Annotated in this window: 18 protein-coding genes and 2 pseudogenes; 12 read left to right on the top strand and 8 right to left on the bottom strand. The window is 41.0% G+C overall.

Annotated elements, in window-relative coordinates:
• Positions 1–66: 66 nt before the first annotated feature.
• Positions 67–1,200, bottom strand: a complete 1,134-nt coding sequence (locus DFQ00_RS10685) for a tyrosine-type recombinase/integrase (protein WP_110896460.1) — start codon at positions 1,198–1,200, stop codon at positions 67–69.
• Positions 1,201–2,093: 893 nt separating this feature from the next.
• On the opposite strand from DFQ00_RS10685, the gene DFQ00_RS10680 reads away from it, so the two are divergent.
• Positions 2,094–4,106, top strand: a complete 2,013-nt coding sequence (locus DFQ00_RS10680) for a DUF927 domain-containing protein (RefSeq protein WP_167433664.1) — start codon at positions 2,094–2,096, stop codon at positions 4,104–4,106.
• 689 nt (positions 4,107–4,795) lie between these two features.
• Here the strand turns inward: DFQ00_RS10680 and DFQ00_RS10675 are convergent.
• On the bottom strand, positions 4,796–5,476 hold the full coding sequence (locus tag DFQ00_RS10675; protein ID WP_110896458.1) for a hypothetical protein: 681 nt from the start codon (positions 5,474–5,476) through the stop codon (positions 4,796–4,798).
• A 238-nt stretch (positions 5,477–5,714) separates the two neighbouring features.
• Here DFQ00_RS10675 and DFQ00_RS10670 point away from each other — a divergent pair, with 238 nt between their 5' ends.
• The 3 genes from DFQ00_RS10670 to DFQ00_RS10660 all read left to right on the top strand — a co-directional run bounded on the left by DFQ00_RS10670 (position 5,715) and on the right by DFQ00_RS10660 (position 8,028).
• A complete protein-coding gene (locus DFQ00_RS10670; RefSeq protein ID WP_110896457.1) occupies positions 5,715–6,140 on the top strand; it encodes a hypothetical protein in 426 nt (141 codons plus the stop codon).
• 72 nt (positions 6,141–6,212) lie between these two features.
• Positions 6,213–7,442, top strand: coding sequence for a hypothetical protein (locus DFQ00_RS10665; RefSeq protein ID WP_110896456.1), 1,230 nt, complete (start codon positions 6,213–6,215; stop codon positions 7,440–7,442).
• A 256-nt stretch (positions 7,443–7,698) separates the two neighbouring features.
• Complete coding sequence (locus tag DFQ00_RS10660; protein ID WP_110896455.1) at positions 7,699–8,028, top strand: hypothetical protein; 330 nt, start codon at positions 7,699–7,701, stop codon at positions 8,026–8,028.
• A 69-nt stretch (positions 8,029–8,097) separates the two neighbouring features.
• On the opposite strand, the gene DFQ00_RS10655 is transcribed toward DFQ00_RS10660, so the two are convergent.
• Both DFQ00_RS10655 and DFQ00_RS10645 read right to left on the bottom strand, forming a co-directional pair.
• The gene (locus DFQ00_RS10655; protein ID WP_110896454.1) at positions 8,098–8,334 is read right to left on the bottom strand and encodes a hypothetical protein; all 237 of its coding nucleotides are present in this window, start codon (positions 8,332–8,334) and stop codon (positions 8,098–8,100) included.
• A 428-nt stretch (positions 8,335–8,762) separates the two neighbouring features.
• Positions 8,763–9,506 (bottom strand): Crp/Fnr family transcriptional regulator, encoded by a 744-nt coding sequence (locus DFQ00_RS10645; RefSeq protein WP_110896452.1) that lies wholly within the window; start codon positions 9,504–9,506, stop codon positions 8,763–8,765.
• A 145-nt stretch (positions 9,507–9,651) separates the two neighbouring features.
• Here DFQ00_RS10645 and DFQ00_RS10640 point away from each other — a divergent pair, with 145 nt between their 5' ends.
• On the top strand, positions 9,652–10,674 hold the full coding sequence (locus DFQ00_RS10640; RefSeq protein WP_167433663.1) for an S-layer homology domain-containing protein: 1,023 nt from the start codon (positions 9,652–9,654) through the stop codon (positions 10,672–10,674).
• A 627-nt stretch (positions 10,675–11,301) separates the two neighbouring features.
• Here the strand turns inward: DFQ00_RS10640 and DFQ00_RS10630 are convergent.
• Together DFQ00_RS10630 and DFQ00_RS10625 are read right to left on the bottom strand one after the other, a co-directional pair.
• Positions 11,302–11,946, bottom strand: coding sequence for a hypothetical protein (locus DFQ00_RS10630; protein WP_110896449.1), 645 nt, complete (start codon positions 11,944–11,946; stop codon positions 11,302–11,304).
• A gap of 76 nt (positions 11,947–12,022) precedes the next feature.
• Complete coding sequence (locus DFQ00_RS10625; protein WP_244213775.1) at positions 12,023–13,951, bottom strand: AAA family ATPase; 1,929 nt, start codon at positions 13,949–13,951, stop codon at positions 12,023–12,025.
• Positions 13,952–14,074: 123 nt separating this feature from the next.
• Between DFQ00_RS10625 and DFQ00_RS10620 the strand changes: the two are divergent.
• Positions 14,075–14,239 (top strand): annotated as a pseudogene (locus DFQ00_RS10620) (sulfurtransferase); the annotation flags it as partial.
• A gap of 169 nt (positions 14,240–14,408) precedes the next feature.
• The gene (locus DFQ00_RS10615; RefSeq protein ID WP_110896447.1) at positions 14,409–16,529 is read left to right on the top strand and encodes a YDG domain-containing protein; all 2,121 of its coding nucleotides are present in this window, start codon (positions 14,409–14,411) and stop codon (positions 16,527–16,529) included.
• 118 nt (positions 16,530–16,647) lie between these two features.
• Here DFQ00_RS10615 and DFQ00_RS29800 read toward each other — a convergent pair.
• Positions 16,648–16,830 (bottom strand): annotated as a pseudogene (locus tag DFQ00_RS29800) (transposase); the annotation flags it as partial.
• An 87-nt stretch (positions 16,831–16,917) separates the two neighbouring features.
• Here DFQ00_RS29800 and DFQ00_RS10605 point away from each other — a divergent pair.
• From DFQ00_RS10605 to DFQ00_RS10590, 4 genes are all read left to right on the top strand, one after another.
• Complete coding sequence (locus DFQ00_RS10605; protein WP_110896446.1) at positions 16,918–17,364, top strand: OsmC family protein; 447 nt, start codon at positions 16,918–16,920, stop codon at positions 17,362–17,364.
• A 277-nt stretch (positions 17,365–17,641) separates the two neighbouring features.
• Complete coding sequence (locus DFQ00_RS10600) at positions 17,642–19,603, top strand: ABC transporter substrate-binding protein (protein ID WP_167433662.1); 1,962 nt, start codon at positions 17,642–17,644, stop codon at positions 19,601–19,603.
• Positions 19,604–19,874: 271 nt separating this feature from the next.
• Positions 19,875–20,891 (top strand): alcohol dehydrogenase AdhP, encoded by a 1,017-nt coding sequence (adhP, locus tag DFQ00_RS10595; protein WP_110896444.1) that lies wholly within the window; start codon positions 19,875–19,877, stop codon positions 20,889–20,891.
• A gap of 204 nt (positions 20,892–21,095) precedes the next feature.
• Positions 21,096–21,911 (top strand): alpha/beta fold hydrolase, encoded by an 816-nt coding sequence (locus DFQ00_RS10590; protein ID WP_110896443.1) that lies wholly within the window; start codon positions 21,096–21,098, stop codon positions 21,909–21,911.
• A 569-nt stretch (positions 21,912–22,480) separates the two neighbouring features.
• Here DFQ00_RS10590 and DFQ00_RS10585 read toward each other — a convergent pair.
• Positions 22,481–23,002, bottom strand: a complete 522-nt coding sequence (locus DFQ00_RS10585) for a DJ-1/PfpI family protein (protein WP_110896442.1) — start codon at positions 23,000–23,002, stop codon at positions 22,481–22,483.
• A 599-nt stretch (positions 23,003–23,601) separates the two neighbouring features.
• Between DFQ00_RS10585 and DFQ00_RS10580 the strand changes: the two genes are divergently transcribed.
• A complete protein-coding gene (locus tag DFQ00_RS10580) occupies positions 23,602–25,539 on the top strand; it encodes a carbohydrate-binding protein (RefSeq protein ID WP_110896441.1) in 1,938 nt (645 codons plus the stop codon).
• Positions 25,540–25,560: the final 21 nt, after the last annotated feature.

Genomic DNA, 25,560 nt, shown 5'->3' with positions numbered 1-25,560 from the left:
AGTAACCAGCACAACATCTAATGTGTAGGATTGATCACAAACATTCGTTCGAACAGGCCTTTCGCATCACAACGATTTCTTTTCATATGCTAATAAGTCGTCTAAGCGCTCGGCGGCTCCATAATCTACACCATACGTATGCGAGTAACGATCCAAAGTAATTCCCACCGATGAATGCCCCATTCTCTCGGATACAATCTTCGGATGTACGTTTTGCTTCAATAACAATGAAGCATGGGTGTGACGCAAATCGTGGAACCGGATTTTGGGAAGCCCTGACCTCCTAAGCAAATCAAGCCAACGTGCTTCAAAATAATAAGGACTGATTGGCAAACCATGTTTGGTTTGAGAAATGAGCCCGTGATCATTGTATTTAGGACCAGATGCCAGCTTGTCCTCTGCCTGCAATACTTTTTGCTTTTTCAAGGCGGTCATAGTTACATCAGGTATAGCCATGGTTCGAATGCCGGCCGCAGTCTTAGGTTCCTGAAATATATGCCCCTTTTCTCCCCTGGTGTAGGATTGCTTTACTGTTAGTGTTCTAGCTTTCAAATCAACATCCTCCCATCTCAGTGCGATAGCTTCTCCACGACGTAATCCGCAAGTGGCAGCAAGCAAAATAATCATATGATATCGATACGGCTCGGTGTATTGCAAGAATTGAGTAAGCTGTTCACTTGACCAGACAGTTGTTTTGGACTTCGGAATTTTAGGCGGTTTTACTAGTGCAGCTACATTCCGTGTTAGCACTTCATGCCGGACTGCTGTAGCCAAACCGTCATGTAGCACCTTGTGGACATGATTAATCGACTGGGGCGATAGTCCAGCTTCAATCCGTAGCTTCTCGTACATACTTACCAAATGATGCGGAACAAGCTTGGCCAGTGGAATCTGACCAAGCTTCGGAATGATATGGTAGCCAATCAGCCATTTGTATGTTTTAACTGTGCCCGGACGTAGCTGGGGCCGCTTCAGATCAAGATATTTGGTAAAATAATCTTGCACAGTCTCCTTCGTTTCAGTAATATAGCTACCTCTACCTATTTCAGCCAAAGCCTGAGCCAATGCTGATTCTGCCTCTTTCCGTGTAGCAAATCCTGCTTTCATTTTTTGCCGACGTTTACCGGTTTCTGGGTGCTTCCCCATCTCAATGGTGTAAGCATATGTACCATTTTTCCTTTTACTGATACAACCTCGCATGATCATGCCTCCTTACATAGTTGTCTCCAAAAGTAAAACATGGAGAACAAATCCTCGGCAAGGAATTTCCTGTATCTTGCGAAGGATTACATCATTCGTCTCACCCGCTTCGTTAAACGGTGTTCAACCCGGTTAAACACTGTTTAACTTTTCCAGAAAACCATTCCCATAAACGTAATCAGCAATTTTTGATCTGCAAAGTTAAACTGTTCATCATACGAAAAGATGCGAATAGAATAATTGTTTCGACATATTTTGACATGATAAAATAGATTTAGAAAGGGGGAAACATCTTGAACCAGTATACACACGATCCAGCAGTTACTGTAATCGAGACCAGTCAACTTTTGACAGTCAGTCAACTCAGTAAAGTTTTGCAGACCAGTCGAAGAAATATTGAAAAGCTTCGTAAATATGGGCTCCCCGTATACTTTTTATCACCAGGAGGGCACCCACGCTTTGACCTTACAGAGGTTAAGGAATGGATGAGAAGAAATTCTCGTAAAAATTCTTGACTTTTTTAACGCCATCAGTCATACTGCTTGAGCAGATAAGAATTTCTCTGTATAGGTATATTTTCTACTTAGAATGTAATTTATCTTTTTTAATGTAAACCATGTTGAAGAATGTTGAAGTATCGCTATTTTTAAACTTTCACTGATGAATGAAAGTTTGTTTGCGATTACTACATTCGACATGGTTTTTTGTGTTTTGTCTTCTTTTGATGTTAGCAATGAAAACACACAAAATGGTCTGGACAATTTCCGTCAATGTCCAGACCACACATCAAAATAGGCGAACCATTTCATATTTTTATTAAAATACGCCAATATGATTTCTGTCAATTATTGGAGTGTAGAGATGGACGCCTCCCAATTACAGGAGGTATATTAATGAAGTATCTACAAATGTATAGCAATAACGTTCGAGGAAACACCAATTATAATGATCATCTTCTAGAAGCTATCATTTCTCTTAACGATTCTGCAAAATATCAAAGAACAGAAGGAATTCCTTCGCATCGGACTGAACGTAGTTCAATAATTGAGGCCATTATGGGAATGTTTCCTGACAAAACAGAAGAAATAATCGTTGTCGATCTGATTCACGCTCCATCAATTAGTCCTGATGCAGTTAATGATTTCATGTACTTTCATCATCGAAGCTTCCCAGGAAACAAAGCATGTCTCATTCCTGAATTCAGTTTAAATAAAGCAAAACAAATCGGTTTACACATTCATAATTTCTTTGGGAGCACTCCGTATTCAGGCTCTCACTTTGAAGTTGTCAATGTCAAACTCGCCCCACAAACTATTATCAGTTATTATGACGATAATCTTGAAAAATGGGTCCTTCTGCAGGTAGCCGACACAGATTTGTATCGGGTGACCAAAGAGTTTGAGGAAACATGTATTTCAAACGGACTCCCTTTCCAAAAAGGTGAATTTGAAAAACTTATGAAATACATTTCTGCGTATAAGGAGCTAAATCATCGTCTCATTCCAAGCTATGATCAGTATAGTTTTATTGGCTGGAATGAAGACAAGACCCAGTTCATTAGCCCACGTAGAAAGGATTGTTATGTTCGTATTGCTGATGATAAAGCCCAAACAATGATTAAACACGGATATGTGACCAAAGGAAACGATGCTAAGCAGAATCTGGAACAGATACTAGAACAACTTAAAGACCACCCTCTGTCCGTTGCAGTTTACGTTAGCTCGTATATCAATGCACTAATGAGTGGAGGACTCGCCTCTACGAGCTATCTGATACTTGATATTTATGGGGCTAAGGGCAAGGGGAAAAACCTTTTACAGTATACTGCGATGAATCCGATTGGGAAATCTGAGGAAAAATCTCTTTTGATGCAGACATGGGTTGGCGCCACAGATGCGGGGATTTTGGCAAGCATCCGCCCCCATAGTAGTCATCCTGTATTTTTCGATGACTCTCAAATCCAGACTAAAGAGACTTTGCAGAAAGCTATCTATACTGCTTTTAACTCTTCGCTTGGGGTAAAGGCCAATAAAGATGGAACTTCAAGAGAAGATAAGAATACAACTTCCATCATTATATCCACTGGTGAAACATCTATTTTATCAATGGTTCATATGGACGGGCTTACTCGGCGTGTTCTCCCCCTATCCATTGACCGTGTACTGGAAAAACTTGTGGATCAACCAGAGAAGCTAAAAGAATGGCAAGATCGACTAGGAAAATTGCTTAATTCGACTTACGGACTCACACTTGATCTTTTCGTTGATTATACACTGGAAAACAAAGCGGCTATTGAGAAGCGATTTGAGAAGTACATTGCATTATACAGAGCTGACAGCGAACATATCATGTTTGACCATGAAAGATATAATTCCTATGCAAAGTATCTAGCAAGTATGCATGTCGTTCTGGAGTGCCTTTCCGAGAAATATCAATTGTCCTCCCTTAATCACGAAGAAATTAACCGAATTTGTGAGTATACTAATGATTATTTGAAAGAAATTTGTACAGGGCGAAATAAGAATATCGAAGCTCTAGAGGATGTTATGGCCTACGCCACTACTAATCAAAAAAAGCACTTTACAGAAAGCAACCCGAACCACTCTCAATATGGAAAATTTTCTGAATACAAATTGAACGACAAGATAATCCCTTGTCTTATGATTGTAACTAATGAATTAAATAACCTTCTCACTACATGGGGTTACGTATCTAAAAATGTAATTTCTTCTTGGGCAACGTATGGCATTATCCGCACAGCCACAAGTAATAAAGGCGGCGGACGGCTTTCCAAAGTTAACAGCCACAAATGCTCATTGACTCATGCCGATAATACAAAAACCCAACCTTATTGTACCTTCATACATCTAGAAGATGCACAAAACCTTATTGATCAAAACAACTAGTGCATCAAAAACAAGCTCGACAAATTCAATGTGCTTAACAACAGGGTTCCTTCTCGCTTGATGCGGAGGAGCCCTTATTTCATTCTGGTTAAGCAAATACTACAACTACTAAGGTAGTAGCCTTCCTTGCTTCATAAGCTGATGATACGCTACTCGCTACAAGAACTCACCAATGATCACAGTAGTCGTTCTACTATCTTTTAATGTTTAACAATCTGTTTCTACCATGTCCGCACTATATTCTTAGATCCCCTCCCCCGAAGAACAAGGCCAGATTGGGAGGCTCAAAAAGCGGGGGAGGATTGGGGAGATTTGTTAAAGCTCGTGAGAAACGGGGCGCAGCTTATCCATCCTCCCATTCCCCCAAAAGAAATGCACAACAGAAACAAAAACATGCTAACACTAGAAAAGGTGGTTGAACATTGTACAGAGTGTGGGAGATTGGGAGGATGATATATTTATTATTTTATTTTTGCTTTGTTTTTATCGGATTTTAGTTCATTAGGGTAGGATGCTCCCGTCATGTCCCCCACATTTCTCCCGTCCTCCCATGTATAAAACCACACTTAATTCAATCTAAATATTAGTTGAGTACGTTATCTATTACTCGCATATCATTTAAAATATACACACATGGAGAAAAATGAGCTTTACAGAAGCGAATTTACTAACAAGGAACATGTAACGTTTCATTCGAATAATTCTTTTCCCAGTATATATCTCAATTCATCAGTCTTGATTGTAGGAGAGTCCGTCTCTGCTAGTTTGAATAATTTCTGATGAACTTCACTCTGATTTCCAAGATATTCAATCATATCTTCTTGCTTTACAGATAAATATTGCTGTCTGCCTACTCTAGTTTTAATAGCTTTTATTCTTTTTTCATCCGGTTGCATCCACCTTTTAATTGTTGATTCTTTATCGGAAATACCATATTTTTTCACAAGTTCAATTACACTTTCTTTTTCAATATATTTATGATTTTCAGGAGTACTCTCCGCATTTTGAATATAAGATTTTGCATGAGATATTTGTTGTTTATTTCTATTTTGAAGGTCACTCAATTCCGGCCCAAAAATTTCATTCATCGTAAAATCATCAATATTTTTTGACTTATTCAAACAATTCAAGAATTTTTTATTTCGATTTCGATAGTCAGTTTTATTTTTGATTTCCTTGTAAATATAGGTCTCCATAATACTGTCATATGTTTTAAGGGCGTTTTTACTTTGTATTACTCCCTCGGCCTTAGTCAAATTCAGTTTAGTTTCGATATCTTCCCTAATGCTCCTGTCATTAAGAACTCCCCTGTAATTAAGATTTTTTATGGACTCAATCCATTGACTAACTTCAATATGTCCAGTGTTCACAACGACCTACCCCTTTCTTATTATCACAGGTTAATTACAAATGCCAACAAATTTTAAGCAACAATATTAACGGAAGAATTTTCTTCTGTTAATATTAGCGACACAAAGCATACTTGTCAATTATTCTTACTCTTGTGATTGAGGACACGACTCTTGCGGTTCCTTAGTCTCAAAATACAAGGAGGTTAATTTTAAGCTCACCGCAATACTAGGCCAACCTATAAAGGAGATGAGAAACATGTTTTCAGTACCCTATGTAACAATTACTCAATTGAAAAAATCTTATGAGAAAACAATCAATACCTTGGAAAAATCCCGTATTTGTTTATCAAAAAAAGATGGAGAATATAAGGAGGCCAATTCTCGAATTGGCAACATAACATGCAAGATAAGAGCTGAGAGGGAATACATTTTCATTAGTTTCATGCATGACTTGAAAGATAATTTTTTGCTTGAGTTAGTTCATGCTACTATATCGGCTCAAAAAGATGAAATTGTTGTCAAATCATTTCTAGAAGAAGCTGAGGTTGACGAAATCCTAAATGACCAGGCACTGAATCACAAGTTGATGCATGCCATAGCCGACCTACAACATTTGTTTATATGTTTAGCAACGCTTTCAATACTCCATGAAAGCCAGCTCGCATCCAAGAATAATAATTAATTCTCAATTGCAAATAGAGAGTCGAGAGACTCTCTCTCCACCTAATCACTCACTAAAAGGAGCCCGACACTCATGAACCCTAATCAAAATACTTCATACACGCCTGAGCAATTGCAACAATTGATTATAGCTCCCCATAGCGACAATAAAATGGAGCAATTCGCTAAAATCAGCAAAATGCCCTATGAAAAGGACGGTCCTCGCTCTCAACTACTGGCTCTTTTTTGGAAAACCCTATATGAGCCATTTTTCAGCAGAACTGATAATAAGGCTTCGTATCTTGAAATCAATTTTAAACAGATGAACGGAAAGTTTCGAACACAATACTATGAACTCAATGATAAAAATTTACTGCGGGCAGCAAATTTTGGTTTGGCTAAAAATGAGGGCGATTGTGTGTACTATGGAGTTAACCCTAGAAAAGAAGTCCACAAGCATGATGAAGATAACTACGAAATGAAAGCTACTAATTCTGGAGTTGATCTGTCGAGTACTATATGGATCGATATTGATATCAAGTCTGTAGAGGCTGCTACTCCAAAGGAAGCTAAGGAATTCATTCTACAATTGCTGGAAAAGAAGTTCCCCTTCCCTCCATCTATTATCGTAGACAGCGGAAATGGTTTCCACGTTTATTTCCTCTTGGACCAGCCTTACGATTCCAAACAAGTATCGTCCATTTGTGCCCGGATGGAGGAACATATAGGCATAGCTGATCACTGCCATGACGCCTCCCGTATTATGCGATTGCCTGGATCTGTTAACCGTAAAGATCCAAAAAAACTTAAACGTACTCGCTTTGTTCTTTGGGAAAATGTTCGATACTCGTTGGATCAATTTGAGTACCTGCCTGCAATAGAAACTATACAATCTTCCCTACACATGCAGAAAGTTAAATTGCCAACATTATACAATTTAGTACCATTTCCTGAATCAGAGCTTCGTGAACGTATTAAAAAGGATAAACGACTCCTTGACAAGTTAAATACAGAGTCGATTAATGAATACCTGGGCACCTTCGCAAGCAGTAGTATGCGAGATAAAACTCGATCAGGGAGAGATTTCCATCTCACCTGCCAGCTACTAAAAGAAGGTTTCACCCCAGAAGAGATCACCAGAATATTTAGATTTACCCCTGTCGGTGACAAGGTCCGTGAGAATTTGGAAAAAACGGGGGAAGCAACCGCATTATCCTATTTGACCAAGACTATTGAAAATGCGTTGAGGTCTTTAGCTGAAGAAGAGTACAATCGACGTTCTAAAATACAGAGCGTGATCATCATTGATAACCCTAGATATTAATAGCTCAACTGTTCCTAGCACATCTCTCTACATAAAGGGGAGATGTGCAAGAAATTAAATTAATGTAGAAAGGCTATCTATGGCATACCTTCGTATGCACCAAACAAAGAAAGAGATTTTGTTATGCTATGGAACAGGTCAGGGATTACATTGACTACAGTTTAATGGTCATAATTCGATTCATATAGACATTTACATGCACATTCTGTATTTCGCATGTGGCCTCAACAAATACAAGAGCTAAGGAGAGATTTAAATGAATATATCTGATCAAATAAAGGAAATCATTGATTTAGTTCAGCAGGCTCCGTTGCCAGATAGCGGTCATGCCGTTTCACCCTCTGGAGTAGAGGTATTCTACGACTCCGATATACCTACCATATTTCGAATTGCTAACGAAGCTACAACAATGACAGTGGAGTGTGACATAGCTAGTGGTACTGCCACTGTAAAAATTAGAGACGTCGATGTTGACCGGACTGTTAAAACAGGGGACATTGATGATCTGAAGAGTATGCTTGAAGAAGTGATTTTAGCAAGTGGGCATGGCGTTGACTCCGGTTTAGTTTGTTTCAACCAGAACTAGTCACACTCGTGTTGGCCAAGAATGGACAACTTCATGTGACTTGGGTGGGGCTTTACTCCCCGCCCGAGATCACATTTTAGTGGCTGCCCCAATTCTTGATAAATTCTCCCTAATCACTGGTAAAAGTTCGTGATCCTCCAATTTAATATAAATCGGACTCCCGCAAAATAGATCAAGTAACAAAACAAAATCAGCAGGCTCTCTCCCTGCTTCAAATACAAAGCCATGTACTACAATGTATTCCCGATGTTGTATCAGAATCTCTGAACATGAGTATAACTCAATACCAACAACACTTTTTTTCATTTTCAGATCCACCTAGCTTCTTCGGGCAGAGAAAGTGTCGTTTTCGTTCGTTCAGCCTCCGTAATCACACAAAACACAACACCATGTTCACTCAAGTACATAGACATCAAATACTCTCCTACTAACAAACCATTCTCATTTGCTCGAAACTCTTCCTCTGATACCATTCCCCAATCCCATTGAGCATGACGATTCAATCCAATCATTTGATCCGTTTCACTAATCTGCTCTAACACCCCGTCAGTAACTACAATGTCACCTAATTGAAATCTAGCTATGTGACTTCTCTCCCCTACAAAATTTGTCCCTATTGAAACATGGAGAGATTTCGCTAGACAAGTAAATGACTGTACTAGGAGAGGTATATATAAGAACATTTGTTTGTAGTGAGAATCACATTAAATATGTTGGCGTGAATACAGAACCATCTAAAGAGATGGGATATGATATTTGTGGGTCGAATGCCACACACGTTTTTCAACTGGATCTTGATTGGCATTAGCAACACCCTGTAAACCTTCAAGATCAATAACGTAAACTTTGCGATGATCCATGTGAATTAATTTCTCATTCTTAAAATCATTAAGAGCCTTGGAAGCAGTTTCTCTACCTACACCGATCATACTACCAAAGTGTTGTTGCGTAATCCGCCAATCGATAAGCAATCCATTTGATGTTTTTTTGCCAAAGTTGGATACCAAATCGAGCAGTAGATTTGCTGCACGCACTCGCACATCCAAGAAGGCAAGATATTCAATTTTACGATCCGCCTGGATTAAACGTTCACTAAGTATGTATATTACTTTACGCATGAGATCGGGATAGACGCGGACAATTTCATCCATCTGTTCTCGTCTAATTTCCCAAACCATCACTTTATCAAGTGTGGCAACAGAAGCCGTTCTGTGATTATCGTGGTGAAACAGTTCCAGTTCCCCAATAACTTCTCCAGGAAACTGATGACCCAACACAATCTCTTGGTCATCTTCTTGGCGATATATTTTCAGAATACCTGTTTTGATAACGTACATGGCGTGACCTGGGTCATCTTGAAAGTATAGGATGTGCCCTTTTGGAAAAGTTCTCTCTCGAAATTTAGCAGAGATAAACTCTCTACTTTCTTCATTGATTATGTCTTTAAAAAAAGGCGTATCCGCCACATCATTGTACATAAAAAATCTCCTTTAACAACAATAAATCAAGTTTTTCTTATGTACATTATATCGGTCTTTCATGCTAAAAAACTTTAATTTGTTAACATTGACAAAAATATTTTTAATATATTTTAATGGGAGAAATAATCAAGGAGGTGTAAGGATGAAATATAAGAGGTTTCTAGCTTTGGTGGGATCAATACTGCTTTCAATACAGTTAACGACCGCAGTGTCAGCCGCAGACCCATCTGAAAAATTCGGAGACGTTCAATCCTCTCACTGGGCGTATGGTACAATTCAATGGGCCATCAACAACGGTGTAATCAAAGGTTACCCAGATGGTACGTTCAAACCGAGCAAACAAGTATCTGAAGCTGAATTCTTGATGATGTTTATCTCGGCTTATGAAGAGGTAAAACCAATTTCTGGTCAAACACACTGGGCAGACCCTGTGTACGAAATCGCGGTTTCGAAAAATTGGCCAGTAAATGGCGCTGCTAAAACTGCAATTGGTAGAGCCACACGTGACCAAGCAGTTACTCGTGGTGATGTAGCCAACATCATCGCCGGTGCCAACGGTATTAACTACATCGGAAAAGATGCTATTCAGTACTTGCTCAATGAAAACTTGGCAGGTGGTAAAACTGGAAGTACAGTAGAAGGTTACAAGGGTAATGACAAACTCACTCGTGCCGAAGCTGTAGCTTTCATCAAACGTGCAATGGACAATGGTCTGACTAAATTGGAAGATCGTCCACGTTTCCCAACTGACAAGCCTGTAACACCACCAGCTACAAATGTACCTACTGGTGTTAAAACAGTGTACGATGCCATTGTGAAAACGATCAGCGCTAGTGCCTACAAAGGATATGAAGTGAAAAGCAACGCTAAAGAAGTCAGTGTAAACAACTCTGACGGATATGCTTCTGTGAGTTACATGCTTCCACAAAGTGGAAAAGGAAGTAACCAAGTTATTACTTTTGACGCAAGTAGCAGCGCTTCACAAAAACTGGCTACGGATATGTTGAAAGCTGCAGGTGTCCCAGTGACAAGTAGCTTCACAAGCAAGCTGTCTTCGGCCGTGGAATCTCGTGAAACTTCCACTACAACATATGGTGGTTACAAAGTTTCAATCGAGCCACACCCTACAGCATACGACACTGTAGTAATCAGATTCTCCAAATAGTGAGTGATAAGAGCCTACACATTGTGTGGGCTCTTTTTATGTTTTGGGAACGCGTTTCTACATGTATGCTGGAAGGATTATTTGCGACATAGGTACAGAAGGTAATTAACAAAAACACATGTACTGTGTCTCCACGCTTTTCAAGATCATTTCAGCATAGCAGGATTTCCCTTTAATTACGATTACGTAACTTTGACAAGGGAATGATTATATCAAAATAAATAAATTGACACCGATATCTCTTCCGATTTTCAATGGAAATAAAAGGACTGATTCAGTTGTCAATACAACAAAGTTTTCTCGAAGCCTGCCAAAATAGCGATATTCTAAAATGCGCTATGCTCATTAGTATCTATAAAAACGAAATTCTCCAAGAGCCATCATTCATCTTTGAATGCGTAGCTCTTGGAGATGTACGAACACTTTTATTGATGCTAAATAACGGTCTGAATCCAAATCTTAGCGATAGCGAAGGAAATTGTCTAGTCCATCTCTGTAACCAGCTTGATAAAAGTGATGAAGTAGCTGTACTTGTTGACTATGGTGCAATTGGATATATATATATTATAAAATAGTTCATTAAATCACAAAAAAAGATCATAAATACTTTCTTAAAAGTCCGACTTATCAACTTAACTTTACTTTTCTATAAAAACTCTCCTTACGAATTCGTTGCATTTCAATCATTTTATCAGAAACGCGCCATGTATTATTTTCGTTTAGGGATGCTATACAAATATTAAGGTTATCTTCTCTCATTGCAACATCTCTATTAAAATTCACATACAACGGCCTACCTTTTTGGAAATTATCATCTTCTAGTTTTACTGCCCCATCTTCGCAGCTTTGTTGAACTTCACATACGATAACTTTCTTAATTGCAATCCCCACTATTACAAACAATCTCTCGGGCTTTAAATTATAATCGCCGTATGGCGTATCCATAAGCCATATTTGACCAATCTTTGGTGACGGTTTCAAATCAGCCGTCAAGTCAATGCCAAATTTAGAAATATCAATCCAAATAGATCTTAGAACCTGTGCGTAACGTACCGGGTGCATTTTTTTCAGATGCAGATATAGATTCAACAATGAAGGAAACTCTCTAAGCTCGTCATTTATAGGATGAGCAGTTCCAAATCCTAACGCAATCTTTATTTCATTTTTAAAAAGGATATTTTCCGAGACAACCTCCAAAACTTTCCTTCTTTCATTTTTCAAAGGTGGAGTTTCATAATCCGACTTTTCTGTAAAATAAAAATTTTGCCACATGCAATCTCCCTCTATTCATAATTCATTTAGTAAAGTTAAACTGCTTTAGACCATAATTCATACTTTTATTTATTCCTTAAATTGAAGGTTGCTCATCCAAAGTCGTCGCCACTTGATCAAGAATATCTGAAACATCGTCTTTAGGCATGAGACTAAACGATTCTTTAAATACATGTTCCACAATTAATCTCCATTCTCTAGAGATTGAGTCCCATTGATCCTTCCAATTTTCGGTAATAAACTTATAAGCAGTATATGGTTTTTCGCTTGCTGGTGCCGTGTACCCCAGTACATCTTCTATACAATTGGTCAGCATCATTCTGGCTTCATCATCGCCTACAGCGATCCGAATAGGTTCATTGTATTGTTCGGCTCTTGCAACTCCTCCATCCTGATCATGTATAACAATTGGGCTCAGACCCATGGCTCTCAAATATTTAACTAGTGAAATTATAACTGCCTTACCTCTAGCTTTAACTATTTGCCAGTTACATTCAATGTCCTTTCTTACCACGTCAGGCATTCTTTTTATCGTTTCTCTTAAAACGATATCTTCCGTATCTCCCTCTATGATTAAAATATTTTTAGAAAAGAACACTCTAGAAATATGATCGTCTATTTTCAAAATCATTTTAACATAAGTTTTGTCTACTTCATGAAGATTAATGAACTCCTTACTAGTGTTAAACGAGTTACAATTCACTTTTTCTACCTCAAACTCCGTTCCACTTAATTCTATATTGACCTTTTTAAGAGATAAACAATTCAAAATTTGTAAAGGTTTTTTACTTAAATCAATCATATATGGGGAGTGAGTGGTACAGACAATTTGATTGCTTGAAGAGTTCCCTAATTCGTAAATTGTATCTCTCATTTGTTGTGCTGCATTAGGGTGTAAATAGATCTCCGGTTCTTCAAATCCAATCAAAAGAGGTCTTATCTGTCCAACTTCTTTTCTATTTTCTCTAATATTTCTGTATCTCAGTAAAGCAAAAACTGCAGAACGTATTATGCCTGTGCCCTGAAGCCCAACTGATGTAGTTATGTTACTAAACATTGATATTTTAAACTGCGGTTTGATAACCTTATCAGCATCAGTTAAACTAGTAACAGCTTTTAATCCAGTATTTGGAAAAACACCACTTACAGTTTTATTTAACTCTACCATCATTTTTCCAAATTCACTTTCTTGATCATCTGGGTTGAGCTCAGCAGCTAACAAATCCAAGTATTGTTGAGCCTGCTTGTAGTTATCTGAAGATTCTCTGACATCGTTAAATAATTGCGTTAAAGTAGAAATAAGCGTTCCAGAGGTGCCCGATAACTCATCTGCTTTATCCTGAGCAGGTATTAAAAGAAATTTTGGTAACTTCGTAAGAACATTAGCAGGAATTCCTCCCGGATTCTTAAACCATTCTTCGTCTGATTCATTATAATCGTACAGATCCTCCAACTCTTTGATTAGAAATTGTTCTTTAGCTGTTAATTTTTTTGCTGGAGCAATAGTTGGGAGTAAACTTTCTAATAAAGAACTTTCCAATCCAGCATTGATATATTCTTGGATTGAAATACATCCTTCGAATTCCGGTTTCAAGCTTTTTAATTGTTCTCGCATTTCCACAATATAATCAGTATTTGGTTTAAACGTCTTTCTATAAACAATTCTCAATTTAGTTTCGCCATTCTCATCTACATAGTTCAATACTCGTCCTTTAAACCCCACCCAGCTCTTAGCTTCTTGCGGAATATCTCGAAACTCCCCTGTAAGAACAATTTCATCAGATATTTGAAAATTAGAGCCAGTCTCAACATCGCGATACGAAAAAAAGTCTTCTTCAGGCAACTTTCTTATATCGTTCAAAAGAATATTTAACGCAGCTAATACAGAACTCTTCCCAATATTGTTCTCCCCAATTAAAAAAGTAGCATCAGAAAAGTTCACTTCAGAATCAAGGTGTCTTCTAAAACCTTGTATTTTTAAACTATGTATTTTCAATTCATCCACTCCCACTTCACCAATTAGTATAAAATACCTAAATTATGTATTCGACAAATACCTATATCTTCCTTCTATGAGATTATTTAATTTAAAAATAAAGGTCTTTTGCCTTATTTTTTTAAGCTGGGGAAAGATGATGCCATCATCGTCTACTGCGGCTCAGGTGTCTCTGCCTGCCCGAACGTGATTGCGCTGGAGGAAGCGGGATTCTCGAATGTGAGGCTGTATTCCGGGAGCTGGAGCGACTGGGTTAGTTATGAGGAGAACCCGGTGGCGACGGGGGAAGAAATTTAGGATGGATTGAATCAAGAAAGTCTGCGTTTGATGCAGGCTTTTTTATGTTGTCAAAAAAAGAACTAAAAACCGCAAAATTATTACACTTTTAGGTGGTTGGAGGTCTATTCAGCAATTCTTTCCTAGTGATATATTGAAGAGACCTACTATTGAAGGGGGAACACTACCCATGAATCGCTTACAAAAATTCGTACCCACCGTATTAACTGCAGTTTTATTTTTGACATCACCTCAGGTGACCTTGGGTGCTACAACAACCTTAAAAACCGATATTCGCGGAACGTGGGCAGAAAGTCAAGTATCTGATTGGTTAGACAAAGGCTATGTTACAGGGTATGAGGATGGTACGTTCAAACCGGATAACACCATATCACGGGCAGAATTTATTACTTTGGTTAACCGCTCTTACGGATTCACTGAACTGGCAGCGGTTCCATTCCGTGATGTGGCTCCAGCTACCTGGATCTCTACCGAGGTGGCCAAAGCTCTAAAAGCAGGCTACATCAAAGGATATTCGGATGGTACATTCGGTGCCAATAAATTAATCAGCAGGCAGGAAGCTGCTGTTATCGTAAATCGTCTTTTAAGCTTGGAAAATAAAACCCAACAGGAATCTAGTTTTACGGATGCGAAGTCTATATCTTTATGGGCCAAAGAAGCTGTTGATGCCGCGGCAGTCAATGGGATCATACAAGGGTATTCCAATGCAAGTGACTTTAAACCACATCAACCCCTTACCCGTGCGGAAGCTGTAGTCGTCTTGTATCGTTCCGTTACAGTGAGAGACGTCTTGGCGAGCACACCGACCCCAACGCCGGACACTCCAACTTTACCAACTCCAACCCCAACACCAAAACCCGCCACAACTCCAATCCCAACACCGTCGCTCCCAACACCAACGATCCCAACAACACCCACAACACCTCCAGTAGATCGCACAGCGCCAACTCTATCAGGTGTAACAACAGGTTCAATTGCCTTCGGGGATAACGTAAGTGCGATTAGCAATGAGAAGGGGAATCTATACCTTGTTCCTTCAACAACGGGATCAACCCTCTCCGATTTAAATCGGGTTATAAGTGAATCGCTAGGTATCAAGTTATCCGTAGAAGCCGGTGTACCTGCAATCTTTCATACCGCAGCATTGAGCTTGGATCATTATGTTGTATACGCCGCAGATGCTTCTAACAACATATCTCTCGCTTCGGGCGAAATCATCTTGACCAAAAAGCAGCTGATTGTTGCAGAACCAGCGGCACTGGCACCGATTAAAGTGTACGATGGAACACCTTCAACTTCTGTAACAGCAGGCCCATTACTTAATGTGGTTGGAGACGATTCGGTTATCCTACAGGCAGTCGCCTCTTACAATGACAGCACAGTAGGCGCAGGCAAAACGATAACAGTAGTTTATACATTAAGTGGAGCAGATGCTGATCATTATCTCGCGCCTGTAAACCACAGTATAAACACAGGAGTTATTGATCGTGCTCAGTTAACGATTGGAGAGCCGGCCTTATCAGTTGAAGAGTCCCTTGCTGGTGATTCAGAGCTTCATATCTTATCTGGTACATTGATTGGGGTAGTGGCTGGAGAAAATGTATCTGTGAGTGTAGAAGCCACTTACGATACAGGAACATCGGCTAAAGCCAGACCCGTAACTGTCCATTACACGATAGCAGGAGCCGATGCAGCCAATTATGTTGCGCCTGAGAATAATACTGATTATGTGGCTTATGTGCAACATCATACTGACACAGGACAAATCATAGATCTGATTACAACTTCTAAAGTATACGATGGAACCCGCTCCTCAGCCGTACTCGCAGGATCTAGATTAGGATCATGTGCTGGAGCAGGAATATGCCCTGGAGAAGATGCAAAGGTAGAAGGGTCCGGTACTTATGACAACGAGAATGTTGGAAAAAACAAGACGATAGACGTATCGTACACGGTAGCAGGAGCCGATGCTAATAATTATTCCGCTCCAGAAGCTATTGCATTAACTACAGGTGAAATTACAGCCCGACAATTAACGATTACGGCTCCTGTATTAACGTCCAAGGTTTATGATGGCAACACAACAGCAATTGTAACAGCGGGTACATTAAACAACACGATTAGCGGAGATGACGTCTTCGTACATGCGGTAGCGACTTACAGTACTCCACAAGCAGGAAGCCGGAAACAAGTAACAATCGTCTATACACTTACTGGAAATGATGCGATTAATTATATTGCACCAGTAAGCGTCACTCTAAATACGGGTGAAATCACACCTGGAATTTAAGAAATAATACAATGCAGCGACGGGAGAATAATGTTAGTAGATCGGTTTGAAACACTGAGCCCATGTTAGAGTGGGCTTTTTGGTGAGCTCAACTTCTTTGATTCCCCATGACGGATTGTCAAGTCAAGTGCGACAGTTCCTCTGAAAAGATTCGTGAGCGGTTCTCCAGCTCAGGCTTTACGTGGTCTGGATTGATCAAGTCCAGAGCGTTTTCTAGAGCCTCATCCGTGATTTGGGCAAAATCGGTCCCTTTGGGAAAAAACTCTCGCAGGAGGCCATTGGCATTTTCATTCGAGCCGCGTTAATGAGGATTGACAGAAGCAGATTATCTAATTTAATATATTCATAGCGGAAAAGTATGAATATAACCATTAAAGGAGACTACAAAATGGCTGCACTCCAAACGTTTAAAGCATCTGCTCATCTGCAAGACGGGGTTCAAGTAAAAGTAGCATCACGAAACTTTGAATTTATTATCGACGAGCCCAAAAGCTTGGGTGGAACCGATACGGGGATGAACCCGGTGGAAGCTTTACTGGCCTCGCTGGGAGCATGTCAATCTATCGTAGCTAGAGTGTATGCGCCTAAATTCGGCGTAAACCTCCAAGATTTCTTTGTGGATGTAGAAGGCGATCTTGACCTGGATGGCTTTTTTGACAAATCAGAGGTACGTCCCGGCTATTCCGATATTCGGTATACCTTCCGAATCAAAACGGATTCTCCCCAAGAGCAGGTTGAAGCATTTGTACAATTTCTGGAGAGCAAGTGCCCGGTTGGAGATACGTTGGCACATCCGGTTAATCTCAAGTTGGACAAAATAATTATTGAAAACTAATCATACTATACATACCTTGAGGCCGTAATGTTAACTACTCCTCTCGACTTTCGCCCACGTTGCATGAACGATGCACGAGGGCTTTTTGTTTATATTTAAAAAGGAAAATTACGCTATTCACTAAAGTGTAAAAAAGCCTGTTCATACGGGTTCTTTTTTTATAATGTGGAGATAATATCCTGTTCAAATCATGAGTGAGCGTTGAAAATAGTTTATGATGATTACGATAAACCCATCAACGCGGCTTTACAGCTTTATGGAAGGGAGACACTCTGCATTGAAAGCCACCATAGATATACAGGAACAGCTGTTAGTCTGGAATCGGACAGCGTTAAACATCATGGATGTACGGAAAATTACATTAGAAGCTGGCGACTGGCATTCTTCTTATTTGTTTCCAACGAGCGCCTTTCTGTACGTAACCCATGGCAGTGCAACAGTAACTTTAGACGGAACGGAGCATGTCTCCAAACCTTTCTATATTTTACATGGAGGAAAAGGTACACGTCTGGACATCCATCTCACCGATGATGCCTTTCATTATTATCTCATTCTGTACAAGGCTTTCTTGCCAAACTCAGCTGATCAGCGTGTACTACGACAGATGGATCCACAGTTGCCATTCCGCCTTCAGTATGGCTTTATTCCTCTCCACCCCGCTGTCCTGTACAGACTGGCTGAGCAAATGCTAAGTGAATGGCAAACAACGAAACGTTTAGAGCATCTTCATGTCAAAACACTCTTTTATCAATTCACATATGAATTACTCAGACAAATGGATCAGCAGCAGGTCCATACCACATACCCCAATCTGACATCTCAGCTCATGCGCTACATTCAGGAATACTACGCTGAGCCATTAACCAGGGAAACGCTCGCTCAAACCTTTCACTACAGCGGTGCATATCTGTCCAAATGCTTCAAGCGTGAAACCGGCTCAAGCATTATTGATTATTTGATCAATGTTCGGGTCACTAAAGCGAAAGAACTGCTGCTTACAACCAACTTGTCCTTACAGGAGACAGCAGCAAGTGTTGGATATCCCGACGTCTCCTACTTTATTCGCATATTTAAAAAGCATACTGGAATTACGCCAAAACAATATAAAAGTGAAACACGTTCACAGGGAAAAAGCGCCAATGATCCTATCATAAGGCTTGGATCATCCATTGCTCCTCGTAAGCTTCGTCGATATATTGAGAACATAAATGAGAATAATTATCATAACGATGAAAGAGGAGATTTACGGATGTTTAAACGCAAATTACCTGTCGGCATTACGTTGCTGTTATGTCTGACTCTTATGGTTACGGCCTGTTCCAAACCAGCAAGCACAACTTCAGCGAGCGGCAGCACCTCCAACACTGTTGTAGGCACAAATACAACGTCGAGCACAACAACAGGCAGCACTTCAGAATGGATGACTTACAATGCAATTAACGGCGAAGTGCAAATTCCCAAAAATCCTCAACGCGTCGTTATGGTAGCAGGGGCATTCACCGGACATTTGTTGGCACTTGGTATCAAACCTGTTGGAGCAGGAGATGAGTCTTTCAACAGTTATACCGAAGGGAAACTTAATGATGTTGTAAACATCGGAAATGACGTACCTTATGAGAAAATAATGGAGCTGCAGCCGGATTTAATTGTCGTCTGGAATGATGCAGAGACGATTGAAAAGCTATCCAAAATCGCACCAACCGTTGCTGTTGAATACGGAGTGCCTTTTCGAAAACAATTGATGGAGTTTGGCATAATGACGGGCAGAGAAGAACAAGCAAAAGCTTGGATTGCTGAGTGGGATACCAAAATTGCTAAATACAGCCCCATGGTGAGACAAGCGGTTGGTGATCGTACCGTATCCATCTTTGATTCAGGAAGTGCCAAAGAATTTTATGCCTATGGCAGCTTTGGCAGAGGTGGAGATATTATTTATGGAGAATTTCATTTGAAGGCACCCCCTATCATTCAAAAAGAAGCCATTGATAGCGGTAAGGGCTGGGCCAAGCTTTCTCTTGAGCTATTGCCCCAATACGCAGGAGATTACATTTTCATTAGTGGCTGGACAGGTGATGAAAGTGCCGCTCCCATTTTCGAAGGCTCGATCTGGGAGAGTCTGCCTGCTGTACAAAATCATCATGTCTACCGTGAGGATAGCCGCGGCTTCGTGTTCAGTGATCCTATTTCGCTGGAAGCCCAGCTTGAATTTGTCGTCAAAAGCCTGACCAACATGAAATGAAGATAATTAACATGTAACCAGGACGTTAAGTCATTAACATGCTCGCTTGTAACATAAATCAAACTTGGGTTGAGGCAGCTCACATGATGTGAAACCACAGCCCTTTTTTTAATTTTATGATACTCCGGTGCTCCAACGGTGCTTCGATTGCTCATTATATCTGCTCGCTTTTGCATATTTCCAGAAACAAGTTCAAATCCTATGGAGGGCTTCGATATACATTGAGCCTAATGATCAACGGATACCGTTTGTAATTAAAGGAGAATCGCAGATGAAAGCAGCCATAGTCACAAAGGATAACAAGGTGCACGTAGAGGACAAGCAGCTACGTCCCCTTAATCATGGTGAAGCACTTGTACAGATGGAATATTGCGGCGTGTGCCACACAGACTTACATGTAAAAAATGCCGATTTCGGTGATGTTACGGGCAGGGTGCTTGGTCATGAAGGGATTGGAAAAGTTATCGAGTTAGGGGAAGGCGTGACGAGTCTAACTGTCGGTGATCGAGTCAGCATTGCCTGGTTGTTTGAAAGCTGCGGTCGCTGTGAATATTGTTTGACTGGAAGAGAGACATTATGCCGTCAGGTCAAAAACGCGGGCTACACCGTAGACGGCGCGATGGCAGAACAATGCATCGTTACTGCCGATTATGCGGTCAAGGTGCCAGAACATCTTGATCCTGCTGCTGCAACGAGCGTAACCTGTGCAGGAGTGACCACCTATAAAGCGGTAAAAGTAAGTGATATCCGTCCCGGTCAGTGGATCGGAATTTTTGGCATCGGCGGCTTGGGGAATTTGGCTGTGCAATATGCAAAACATGTGTTCAATGCCAAGGTCATTGCTTTTGACATTAGCGATGAGAAGCTCGAGCTTGCACTTCAAGTAGGTGCAGACTATGCCGTTAACAGTCTTAAGGATGATCCTGTTCTGAAAGCCAAACAGCTAACCAACGGACAGGGCCTTGACGCAACCGTAGTGACCGCCGTTGCCAAAAAACCTTTTAATCAAGCTGTAGATGTCGTCAAAGCAGGAGGCCGGGTTGTTGCTGTAGGACTGCCCACGGACAAGATGGATCTCGATATTCCTCGTCTGGTGCTGGATGGCATACAGGTGATTGGCTCCTTGGTCGGTACACGAGAGGATTTGCAAGAGGCTTTCCGCTTTGCCGCCGAAGGCAAAGTGGTTCCAATTGTGAGCAAGCGCAAAATTGATGATATCAACCATATCTTCGAAGAAATGCAAGAAGGTAAAATTCAGGGTCGCATGGTGATTGATTTTACAAATTAACGCGAATAGCATACAGGCGACAGGCTATGATGATGACATCGTAGCCTGTTTTTTTTGTGTTCTTATATGGGCTGTTATACATGCTAAATAATCCCCTTCCTACTTTCAGACACAATTTATACACTTACAATATTTGGTGTTTTGTTGTAGTCTTATTATTGTAAATATATAACTATTATAATATAAATCTAGGAGGTTTTTAGAATGAAGCGTTATTTCTCTTTATTGCTAAGCTTCTGTTTGGTTTTCCTTAGTGTAGCCCCCTTCGTAGAAGCCAAGCCAACTCAGGCAGGCTCAAGCGGACTCTATGAAGTAAGCACAGGTGTTTCTTTATATGCGAAGATTCAGGGCGTGAAAACCTCTCTTCCTACCGTTGTTTTCATTGGCGGGTATGGTGATGCTTCGTCCGTCTGGAATGATATGCAATCCGAGATTTCCAAAACAACGTTAACCGTATCCTATGATCGGGCCGGACTTGGTCTAAGTGACGATACCACCAAGGATAAAACGACAAAACAACAAGTGAAGGAACTACATAAGCTTTTGCGAAAAGCTAATATTCCAGGGCCTTACGTACTGGTGGGACACAGCCTTGGCGGGTTGAATGTAAGAGCATTTGCGGACCGTTATGCAGATGAAGTGGCAGGTGCTGTTCTGATCGACGCCTCTCATGAGAAGCAGGAGGAAGCCATTCTAGCCACACTGCCTCCAGAGCTTAAAGAAATGTATTTATCCCAATTTACCGTTGAGGGCAACTATACGGAAGTCACCAAGAGCTTTAAATACGTTGAAAGACTGCGCGCCAAGGATGCATTGCGGAATCTGCCATTAACCGTCATTTCAGCAACAGAACATGGCATGGGACCAGAGATGGAGTTGAAATGGGCTGACATGCAACTCGATCTGGCCTCACTGTCCAACTATTCCACTCATGTCATTGCTCAAGGCTCAGGGCACTACGTATATATCGACCAGCCCGAGCTTGTAAAGCAACAAATTATCACAATGCTTGATCAATAGATCCTACCGAGTATATCCAAACATATCATCAAGTGGCGTTTTCATATTACGCCGAAGTAAGCGTGATATACGAAACAAGGCAAACGCACCCGTGCAGAACGTACAGTCCTCATACTGGAAATTTTCACTTCTTTATCCTTACACAGAATCCTAACCAAGAAGGATCTTTCAGATCGACAAAGTTTACACTGGTCGTTTTCACTGTTTCTGCCAAACCACTGGAAGCATTAAAGCATAGGAGTAAAGCGCTAAAAAAGGCTGGGTGCACTCAAACATGTTGAGTCGCCCAGCCCTGCTTCCAACTACTTTCAAGGTCATTACTTCATCCATAATGAGCTTGAACCCAATCATATTTTAGTAGATGATATCATGCAGTTTGCCAGAAGCCTTGCTACATACCATGCATCGCATGCGATAGAGATGCTCTCCGAACCAAGGTAAATCGTTATAACCATTCATGGGGAGCATCTAAGTCTCTATATCATAAAACACTTAAAAGTCTGGCATCAAGCACCAGGCTTTTTTCAGCTAACTGAACAGGCTTCTGCTCCATTATGTTTTTGTGCAGGTCAGGCATTCTCAAAATATTTGAAAAAACGGATCGTTTCTTCATAGTCCGCTTCATCCGAATAGATGCCTCTCATTTGTCCTAGAGCTATAGCAAAATCCACGTATCCGTTTGCCTTCGCTGTGATCAAGTTGTCATGCACCTTGAACGCTGCACTGTGACCTGCATCATTACTGGTGTACCGCTTTCCTTCCAAAAGACCTGTCTGCTTCAATAAATCTACTCCAGAACATATCGCACCAATATATTTATGATCTGTGTTCAACCTTTTCAATAGTGAAACTAATCTTTCATTTTGCTGGATTGCGCTAATATCCCCACCTGGAATAATGAACGCTTCGATATCACGATCACTAATCTCATCAAGGGATTGATGCGGTGTAACCATCAGGCCTTCATAAGACCTCACCGGATCAGAAGAAATACCCACGGTGATGATATGGCCTTTCGTTTTCATCAGGTACATCGCAAGCATAATTTCAAAGCTTACATATCCATCGTAAATGATGACATGTGTATTCATATACCTCACCTGCTCTTATGTATCATTATTGTACATCTATAGTATAATCATCTAACCAATTCCAATTCTAACACTTTAGAATGTAATGATAAACAATGGAAATAAATCCGCATGATATATTCTAACCGTTCGTTCTACTCTTTTTTACATTTTTTGTTATAAAATGATTGTATTCTTTTCAAAATATGATATGATATCGTCAACTAAGAATTAAACATTTTAAAGAAAATATGAAAAATAATTACATTAATCCCCCTTCACTTCTCTAGCATCTCTTTTCCTAAACCATTCTATTGAAAGCGATTACAAATAACAACCGGGCAGATTATAGTTAACATCACTTACGCTCCAATATCTCCCTGCCCTAACCTAACATTTGGGTAATGGCTGTCAGCCTGCCGCTATGCTCCAGTTCACACCGCGTGCAGGTCACCCAGCTTGAACCATAGATTACATCATGAGCACCAGCCCAACTTTTTTCAGAAAGGAGGCATCGCTAAGGAGAGCATTTTTCGTTCTGGATCGTTACAACGGCTTAATGCAACTTCTTTGATTCAATCTGTAAGATACTATCATCCTAATCCAATGGAGGCGAGTGTATGATTCGTAAACGACTAGCTTTGCTGATGTCACTCATACTGGTGTTTGTCATGATGCCGATGGAGTCTACCCATGCTGCCAATGCTGCTGTTGCCAAAACACCTGTTAATGCCAATCCGCTTGTAGATCACAAGCTGGGAGCAGACCCTTATGTGCTCGTGCATAACAATCGGGTCTATGTCTATATGACGGGTGATACTTATTTGTACAACAATGATGGCTCCGTCAGAGAAAATAACTACGGTACTATCGGTAGAATCAGTGTAATCTCTTCAGCTGACATGGTGAACTGGACGGACCACGGTTATATTCCAGTAGCTGGCGCTAATAATGCCAATAACGGACAAGGCATCGCTCGTTGGGCAAGTCAATCCTGGGCTCCAGCCATTGCCAAAAAAACCGTTAACGGCAGAGAGAAGTTTTTCCTGTATTTTGCTAACTCGGGTGCAGGCATTGGTGTGCTCTCAGCAGACTCCCCAATTGGCCCTTGGTCTGATCCGATTGGACGGGCACTCGTAACTCACGGAACTCCTGGCATGTCAGGCGTAACCTGGCTCTTCGATCCGGCTGTACTGGTGGATGACGATGGCTCGGCCTACTTGTATGCTGGGGGCGGCATTCCTAACGAGAGCAATGCTGCTTCCATTGCCAATCCCAAAACATCTCGAGTCATTCGTCTCGGTGCCGACATGACCAGTGTAGTCGGCAGCGCCACAACCATTGATGCCCCGTATATGTTTGAGGATTCCGGCATCCATAAATACAATGGCAAATACTACTATTCGTATTGCATCAATTTTGCGGGAAATCACCCGGCAGCGTATCCCAAAGGTGAAATCGGATATATGGTAAGTGACAGTCCGATGGGGCCGTTCACGTACAAAGGTCATTTCCTCAAAAATCCGGGTACCTTCTTCGGCGTAGGCGGCAACAACCATCATGCCGTATTCCAGTTTAACAATCAATGGTATGTCGCATATCATGCGCAAACGGTAAGCAAAGCTTTTCTGGGGGATGGAAAAGGGTATCGTTCCACACACATCAACAGGCTAACCCATAATGCAGATGGCACGATTCAAGAGGTACAAGGCAACATGACTGGCGTGCCACAGACGGCCAACCTCAATCCGTATGTTCGCGTGGAAGCGGAAACAATTGCTTGGCAGGCAGGGATTAATACTCAGCCTAGTCAAGCAAGCGGCGGACCAACAGCCAATCAGAACGTCACTAACATCCATAACGGCGACTGGGTTGCCGTAAGCAATGTGGATTTTGGTTCAACGGGCGCATCCAAATTCAAAGCAAATGTAGCTTCTACCGGCAATGGCAGCATTGAACTCCGACTTGGCAGTCCTACAGGCACCCTGATTGGTACACTTAATGTAACTTCTACGGGTGGAGCCCAGACCTGGCGTGAACTGGAGACCAACGTTAACAATACTACCGGCATTCACAATCTGTACCTTGTGTTTACAGGATCAGGTAACGGAAACCTGTTCAATCTGGACTATTGGCAGTTCACCTCCGGTTCAGGAGGAAATCCTAATCCTAATCCAAACCCAAATCCTAACCCTTCCGTGACACGATATGAGGCGGAAAACATGACCGTCGGCGGCCCATATGCTGGTGTGATCAGCTCTCCTTTTAATGGAGTCGCATTGTATGCAAACGATGACTATGCAGCCTACAATCAATACTTTGCTTTTCCAACACATCAATTCTCTCTTCGGGGTGCTTCCAACAACAACAGTACAGCCCGTGTTGATCTGGTAATCGGTGGTGTAACCGCAGGTTCATTCTACTTTACTGGAACACAACCAACGGTGCAGACGCTGACAAACATTACACATGCAACGGGAGATCAGGAAGTAAAACTTGTTGTAACGACAGATAACGGCACCTGGGATGCGTACATTGATTACCTTGAAATCTCTTAACTGATCTTCATTGATGACATT

The sequence above is a fragment of the Paenibacillus barcinonensis genome (genome assembly GCF_003217495.1).
GTDB classification, from domain to species: Bacteria; Bacillota; Bacilli; order Paenibacillales; family Paenibacillaceae; genus Paenibacillus; species Paenibacillus barcinonensis.
The sequence above is the reverse complement of the archived record's forward strand: the minus strand, read 5'-3'. Positions and strand labels throughout refer to the sequence as shown.